This is a genomic window from Novosphingobium naphthalenivorans NBRC 102051 (assembly GCF_001590985.1).
In the GTDB taxonomy this organism is placed as follows: domain Bacteria; phylum Pseudomonadota; class Alphaproteobacteria; order Sphingomonadales; family Sphingomonadaceae; genus Novosphingobium; species Novosphingobium naphthalenivorans.
The window spans coordinates 1-6,583 of record NZ_BCTX01000139.1 but is presented as its reverse complement, the minus strand read 5'-3'; the positions used below and the strand labels follow the sequence as shown (position 1 = coordinate 6,583).

General features: G+C 64.0%; 6 protein-coding genes. 3 read left to right on the top strand and 3 right to left on the bottom strand.

Features of this window, described 5'->3' with window-relative positions:
• Positions 1-666: an extensin family protein gene (locus NN5_RS23660; protein ID WP_067738995.1), complete on the bottom strand. Its 666-nt coding sequence runs from the start codon at positions 664-666 to the stop codon at positions 1-3.
• Between the two features lie 207 nt (positions 667-873).
• Here NN5_RS23660 and NN5_RS23655 point away from each other — a divergent pair, with 207 nt between their 5' ends.
• Both NN5_RS23655 and serA read left to right on the top strand, forming a co-directional pair.
• Positions 874-2,004, top strand: a complete 1,131-nt coding sequence (locus NN5_RS23655; RefSeq protein ID WP_067738992.1) for a phosphoserine transaminase — start codon at positions 874-876, stop codon at positions 2,002-2,004.
• A 153-nt stretch (positions 2,005-2,157) separates the two neighbouring features.
• Positions 2,158-3,747, top strand: coding sequence for a phosphoglycerate dehydrogenase (gene serA / locus NN5_RS23650; protein WP_067738989.1), 1,590 nt, complete (start codon positions 2,158-2,160; stop codon positions 3,745-3,747).
• 119 nt (positions 3,748-3,866) lie between these two features.
• Here serA and NN5_RS23645 read toward each other — a convergent pair whose 3' ends face one another.
• On the bottom strand, positions 3,867-4,091 hold the full coding sequence (locus tag NN5_RS23645; protein ID WP_067738984.1) for a tautomerase family protein: 225 nt from the start codon (positions 4,089-4,091) through the stop codon (positions 3,867-3,869).
• A gap of 135 nt (positions 4,092-4,226) precedes the next feature.
• On the opposite strand from NN5_RS23645, the gene NN5_RS23640 reads away from it, so the two are divergent.
• Positions 4,227-5,834, top strand: coding sequence for a winged helix-turn-helix domain-containing tetratricopeptide repeat protein (locus NN5_RS23640; RefSeq protein WP_067738981.1), 1,608 nt, complete (start codon positions 4,227-4,229; stop codon positions 5,832-5,834).
• 115 nt (positions 5,835-5,949) lie between these two features.
• On the opposite strand, the gene NN5_RS26470 is transcribed toward NN5_RS23640, so the two are convergent.
• The coding region (locus NN5_RS26470; RefSeq protein WP_169801051.1) for a hypothetical protein at positions 5,950-6,583 on the bottom strand (634 nt) is incomplete at its 5' end.

Genomic DNA, 6,583 nt, shown 5'->3' with positions numbered 1-6,583 from the left:
CTAGCGGCAGAAGTCGGCCCTGTCCGCTTCGACGTGGAAGTGGTTGGCATGGGCCGCGTTGTAATCGGGCCCCAGCGTCGTGCCGAAGCGCTTGCAGGCGCTGGCGTGGACGATGCGCAGGAAACGCCGCTCGGCCGGTGTGCCGCCGTTCCAGTCGTCCAGAACGGAGATGCGGCGTCCATCCGCCAGCACGAAGGCGGAGACGTCGATGGCATTGGCGGTGGCATGGCCCGAACGGCGGCCGGTGCCGGCCACGTTGCGGCAGTTGTAGCTGCCGAAGGTTTCGATTCGCGCCAGCCTGCTGCCCAGGATCTGTTCCGCGGCGCGGTCGACGCCGTAGCGAGCCCATGCCGCGAACGTGGTGGCGACATTGCAGGTCACAGGGCCGAGATTGGTCAGCCCCAGCGATGCCGTGTCGCTCTGCAGGCTGGAAAGCTGCACGGTTTCGACGGTTGAGCAGCCCGTGCCGAAGTACCGGTCGGGCAGCGGGGTGAACGATGCGTGCTGAGCCCCCAGTTCCGAGAGGCATTGCCGGAATTCGGGTTCGGGGCTGAACGTCGTTGTCGATTGACGCACCACCTGCTTGCGTGGGGCCTGTGCCTGAGGGATGTCCATGCAGGCGCTGAGAGTGGCGACCAGAGGCAGGATGAGCAGGTATCTGCGCATGGGTGGCAATGTCCCACGCAGTGGTTAACGCCACCTTGCGGTGATTGCTTAACCAAATCCGAATCGGACCAAACGGGCAGGGCGTCTGATGACCTGTGGCGGGTACTTTCACCGCAAACCGATTGACAAAAATCGGGCGGTCACTAGATGCGGCTCCGGGCCACGCGGTCCCAACGCCGCGCGTGCTCTCTGTAAGGAGAGTCTTAAATGACTGATATCACGGTTCCGGCGCGCAAGCCTGCGCGTCCGCATTTCTCTTCCGGTCCCTGCGCCAAGCCGCCCGGATACGCTCCCGAAAAACTCGCTACCGAATCGCTCGGCCGCTCGCACCGCGCCAAGATCGGCAAGTCGCGCCTCGCCTACTGCATCGACCTGATGCGCGAAGTGCTGCAGCTGCCCGATACGCACCGCATCGGCATCGTGCCCGGTTCGGATACCGGCGCTTTCGAGATGGCCATGTGGACCATGCTCGGCGCCCGCGACGTGACGGCGCTGGCCTGGGAAAGCTTCGGTGAGGGTTGGGTTACCGATGCCGTCAAGCAGCTCAAGCTCGAACCGACGGTGATGCGTGCCGACTACGGCCAGCTCCCGGACCTCGACAAGATCGACTGGTCGAACGACGTCCTGTTCACCTGGAACGGCACCACCTCCGGCGTCCGCGTGCCCGACGGCGAATGGATTCCCGACGATCGCGAAGGCCTGTGCTTTGCCGACTCGACGAGCGCCGTGTTCGCCTACGACATTCCGTGGGACAAGATCGACGTCGCCACCTTCTCCTGGCAGAAAGTGCTGGGCGGTGAGGGCGGCCATGGCGTCCTGATCCTCGGCCCCCGCGCGGTCGAGCGTCTGGAGAGCTACACCCCGGCCTGGCCGCTGCCGAAGGTCTTCCGCCTCACCAAGGGCGGCAAGCTCACCGAAGGCGTGTTCAAGGGCGAGACCATCAACACCCCCTCGATGCTGGCCGTGGAAGACGCGATCTTCGCGCTCGAATGGGCCCGCTCGCTGGGCGGCCTCGAAGGCCTGATGGCGCGTTCCAACGCCAATGCCCATGCGCTCGACAAGATCGTCGCCGAGCGTGACTGGCTGAGCCATCTCGCGGTCGACAGCGGCATCCGCTCGAAGACCTCGGTCTGCCTCTCGGTCGAAGGGGCCGATGCGGACTTCATCAAGAAGTTCGCCGCCGTCCTCGAAAAGGAAGGCGCGGCCTATGACATCGCCGGTTACCGCGATGCTCCTCCGGGCCTTCGCATCTGGTGCGGCGCGACTGTTGATGCTGCTGACATCGAGGCACTCGGGCCCTGGCTCGACTATGCCTACGCCGTGACCAAGGCCGGCTGAGCCTTCCGACCATAATGCTGCGTCGCCCCCGCGAAGGCGGGGGCACCGCTTCCTTCCCGCCCCAGACGCGATTGTTGCGCCAGCAAGCGGGATCCCCGCCTTCGCGGGGATGACGAGGCAAGGAAAGCGGACGGACGAACAAGGAACCAGATCATGACCAAGAAGCCCAAAGTCCTCATTTCGGACAAGATGGACCCCAACGCCGCCCGCATCTTCGAAGCGCGCGGCTGCGACGTTGACGTGATTACCGGCGAGACGCCGGAACAGCTCATTGCCCGCATCGGCGAGTACGATGGCCTCGCCATCCGCTCCTCGACCAAGGTGACCAAGGAAATCCTCGACGCCGCGACCAACCTCAAGGTCATCGGCCGCGCCGGCATCGGTGTCGACAACGTCGACATTCCCTACGCCTCGGCCAAGGGCGTGGTGGTGATGAACACGCCGTTCGGCAACTCGATCACCACGGCAGAGCACGCCATCGCCATGATGTTCGCGCTGGCCCGCCAGATCCCCGAAGCCAACACGCAGACCCAGCAGGGCCTGTGGCCGAAGAACGGCTTCATGGGCGTTGAAGTCACCGGCAAGACGCTCGGCCTGATCGGCGCGGGCAACATCGGCTCGATTGTCGCCAGCCGGGCGCTGGGCCTGAAGATGAAGGTCGTCGCCTACGATCCGTTCCTGACCCCTGAACGGGCCGTGGAAATGGGCGTGGAGAAGGTCGATCTCGACGCGTTGCTCGAACGCGCCGACTTCATCACGCTGCACACGCCGCTGACCGACCAGACCCGCAACATCCTCAGCCGTGAGAACCTCGCCAAGACCAAGCCGGGCGTGCGCATCATCAACTGTGCGCGCGGCGGCTTGGTGGATGAGGCGGCGCTCAAGGACATGCTCGATTCCGGTCACGTCGCGGGCGCCGCGCTCGACGTGTTCCAGACCGAGCCGGCCAAGGAATCGCCGCTGTTCGGCACCAAGAACTTCATCTGCACCCCGCACCTGGGCGCCTCGACCACCGAGGCCCAGGTCAACGTGGCGCTGCAGGTGGCAGAGCAGCTGGCCGACTACCTCGTCAACGGCGGCGTCACCAACGCGCTCAACATGCCGTCGCTCTCCGCCGAGGAAGCGCCGAAGCTGAAGCCCTACATGAAGCTGGCGGAACAGCTCGGCTCGATGGTTGGCCAGCTCACGCACGATTCGGTGCCGCGGATCTCGATCCACACCGAAGGCGCCGCTGCCGAGCTCAACATGAAGCCGATGGTTGCCGCCGTGCTCGCCGGGTTCATGCGCGTCCAGTCGGACACGGTGAACATGGTCAACGCGCCCTACCTCGCGAAGGAACGCGGCCTCGAAGTGCGCGAAGTGAAGACCGAGCGCGAGGGCGACTACCACACGCTGATCCGCGTTTCGGTGAAGACCGATGCAGGCGAGCGTTCGGTGGCCGGCACGCTGTTCAACAACGTCGAGCCGCGCCTGATCGAGATGTTCGGCATCAAGGTGGAAGCCGAACTCGCTGGTCCGATGATGTACATCGTCAACGAGGACGCACCGGGCTTCATCGGCCGCATCGGCACTCTGCTGGGCGAGAACGGCATCAACATCGGCACCTTCAACCTCGGCCGCCGCGAGGCCGGTGGCGAAGCGGTGCTGCTGCTGTCGGTCGATACCGAAGTGCCTGAAACCGTCCTCAAGGCCGCCTGTGCGCTGCCGGGTGTGAAGATGGTCAAGGCGCTCAAGTTCGCCTGATCCGGCAGCTTACAAGTTCCCAACGGAAAGGGCCGGTGCCGCAAGGCATCGGCCCTTTTTCGTGCGCGGGGCGGAGCAGAGGGCCGGTACACAGGCCGGCCTCGCCGTTCCCGGTCGCTTCAGGCGGCTTTCTTGCCGGCCATGGCATGGACGTCGGCCGCGCCGAGCAGTTGCCCGCCGATGCCCCAGTCGCCCTGTTCGACCTCCATGATCCGGACCCAGGTCACTCCGCGCAGAGCCTCGCCTTCGACCGAGACCATGGCTTCGGTCACCTTGCTGATCAGTTCCTGCTTCTGATCTTGCGAGAACACGTCCTTGATGACATCGATGGTTACGAGCGGCATTTCCAATCTCCTCAAATTCAGATCTCTATCGGTCGCTTCCGATAGTCAGGAAATACAGGATACCGGCAGGCGATGCTTGACGGTGACGTGAAGATGTCTGACCTTTTCGTGAATATTCATGAGGAGGAGCCCTGATTGCCGGGATCCGGTTCCTTTACCTACCGCTTCGAAGAGTTCGAGCTGGACACGGCGCATTTTGAGCTGCGCGCGGCGGGAACGCGCGTCCCGGTCGAGCCGCAAGTGCTCTCGCTGCTGATCCTTCTGGTGCAGAATCTCGACCGGCTCGTCAGCAAGGATGAACTAATCGAAAAGGTCTGGGATGGCAGGATTGTGTCGGAATCCGCCGTGGCCGCCCGCATCAAGGCGGCGCGCAAGGTGCTTGGCGATGACGGCAGTCAGCAACGCCTGATCCGGACCGTTCATGGAAAGGGCTTCCGCTTTGTCGGGCAGGTCGGGATAGAGCGCCAGGTGGCCTCGTCATTGTCGGTCCTGACCGGCCTGATGTCCTCTGATGCTGAACCGGACCTTCCTGCCGCAGGCGGCCGGGAGAACGGGGGCGGGCGGCCAACTCTGGCGGTCCTTCCGTTCCAGTTGCTGGGCGAGCCCGGGCCGCACGATATCGTGGCCGATGCCTTGCCGGCCGATCTCATCATGGACCTGTCCCGGCTGCATTCGCTTTTCGTGATTGCCCGCGGGTCGAGCTTCCGGTTTCGGGGAGCCGATGTTGACCCGGTGAACGTCGGCCGCGCCTTCGGCGTGCGCTATTGCGTCACGGGAACGATCGAACGGGCGGGGGCGGACGTGGTCGTCAGCGTGACGCTTGCCGATACTTGCGATGGGAGTGTGGTCTGGGCTGAGCGTTACCGGGGCGAGATGCGAGGCCTGCAGCAGTTAAGGCCAGAGATCGCGTCTCACGTGATTGCCAATCTTGCCATACTGATCCCGCAGAACGAGGCGCGTCTGGCGCGCGGAAGGCCAGCTTCCGAACTGGATGCCTGGTCCTCCTTCCATCTCGGCCTCGATCACATGTACCGCTTCAACAAGGCCGACAACACGCAGGCGGCCCGCCTGTTCGACCAGGCGCTGGCGCTCGATCCCTATTTCTCGCTTGCTCTCGGCGGGCGCTCCTTCACGCATTTCCAGAACGCATTCCTGCTCTATGGCGGCGATCCGGCGGAAGAGGCCGAGCAGGCCCGGATTCTGGCGCAGCGCGCCGTTGAGGCCGACCGTCTCGATCCGTTCGCACATTTCAACGTCGGCCGATGCTACTGGCTTGATGGCAATCTGCAGGACAGCCTCGACTGGTTCGACCGCGCGACAAGCCTCAGCCCCAATTTCGCGCAAGGCGTGTACAACCGGGGGCTGGTGGGCACGATTGCGGGCAGCGCCGAGCGGGCGGACCGCGATCTGGCGCTTGCTCTCGATCTCAGCCCGCTCGACCCGCTGGCTTATGCGATGGTTTCGGCGCGGGCACTCGCACATGTGCAGTTCGGCGATTTCGAAAAGGCTGCCGGGTTCGGCGTGCGTGCGGCGAGGATGCCGGGTGCACACAAACACATAGAACTGATCGCGGCCCTGACCTCGCATCTGGCCGGAAATGCGCAGGAGGCTGGCGCGTGGTTGGGGAAGGCGCGGAGCAAGGATCCGCAGCTTAGTGCGGCGACGTTCTTCAACTCGTTCCCCTATGCGCCCACCCTCGCGCGCGAAGTGGTGGAACGTGCGTTGCACGAACTGGGCCTCTAGGGCGTTTGGGCCACTCCAAGGGAGGTTGTGATCCGTGATCCAGTGATCTGGCGCAGGGGGGCAGGCTTCCCGGAAACGGGCGACTGTTCACGCAATCGAACTATGCCCGGAGTTCTTATCGCCAAATCCAACCGAAAACCCGGCGCAGGAGTGTCATGACCGGGCTCTCCGGTGCGTCCTCTGGTTGCAGTGACGCGCCGATTTGCGCGCGCAGCCGGTGACGGTGTGCGGAAGGTTCTGCCACGTGCAGTGGGGAGGCATCCATGGCTGCCTCCAGATCAGGATCCAACGCATATCTGTGGTATTCATCGACGCCGCTGTCTTCATCCGCCGGTCCGTGAACTGCGGTATCAGCCGCCTTTCCCGTGTCCCGGTTCGCGTCAGAAACCTGTGCGGGATCGCCGCCATCCATGGGCGCGTCGGCTTCAACCATGCCGAAAGTCGCTTCGGGGAGGATTGGCGCATGCCTTGCCGGTGCACCATCTGGCGTTTGTTCAGGCGCATTTGCCGCCGAATCGCGCGGGCCACGTTCCGCCTCACTGGGCGAAAGGTCCTGATCGGCCGGCTTCATCGGAGAGAAGTCCACTATGTTGGATTCTGGCGTCGGCTTGCCGGAACCTGAAAAATCTAGGGAGGCGCGTACCTGGATCTCGCGGGTTGCCGCGTCCGTTTCCGACTGTTCGATCACGACGACCGGGGCTTTTTGGGATTTTGGCGCGCCAATATTCAGCAGGCTGCTAATCTTACTG

Bases quoted from the DNA above. Each gene is read 5' to 3' on its own strand.
- NN5_RS23660 (WP_067738995.1), bottom strand. From the start codon at position 666: ATGCGCAGATACCTGCTCATCCTGCCTCTGGTCGCCACTCTCAGCGCC.
- NN5_RS23655 (WP_067738992.1), top strand. From the start codon at position 874: ATGACTGATATCACGGTTCCGGCGCGCAAGCCTGCGCGTCCGCATTTC.
- serA (WP_067738989.1), top strand. From the start codon at position 2,158: ATGACCAAGAAGCCCAAAGTCCTCATTTCGGACAAGATGGACCCCAAC.
- NN5_RS23645 (WP_067738984.1), bottom strand. From the start codon at position 4,091: ATGCCGCTCGTAACCATCGATGTCATCAAGGACGTGTTCTCGCAAGAT.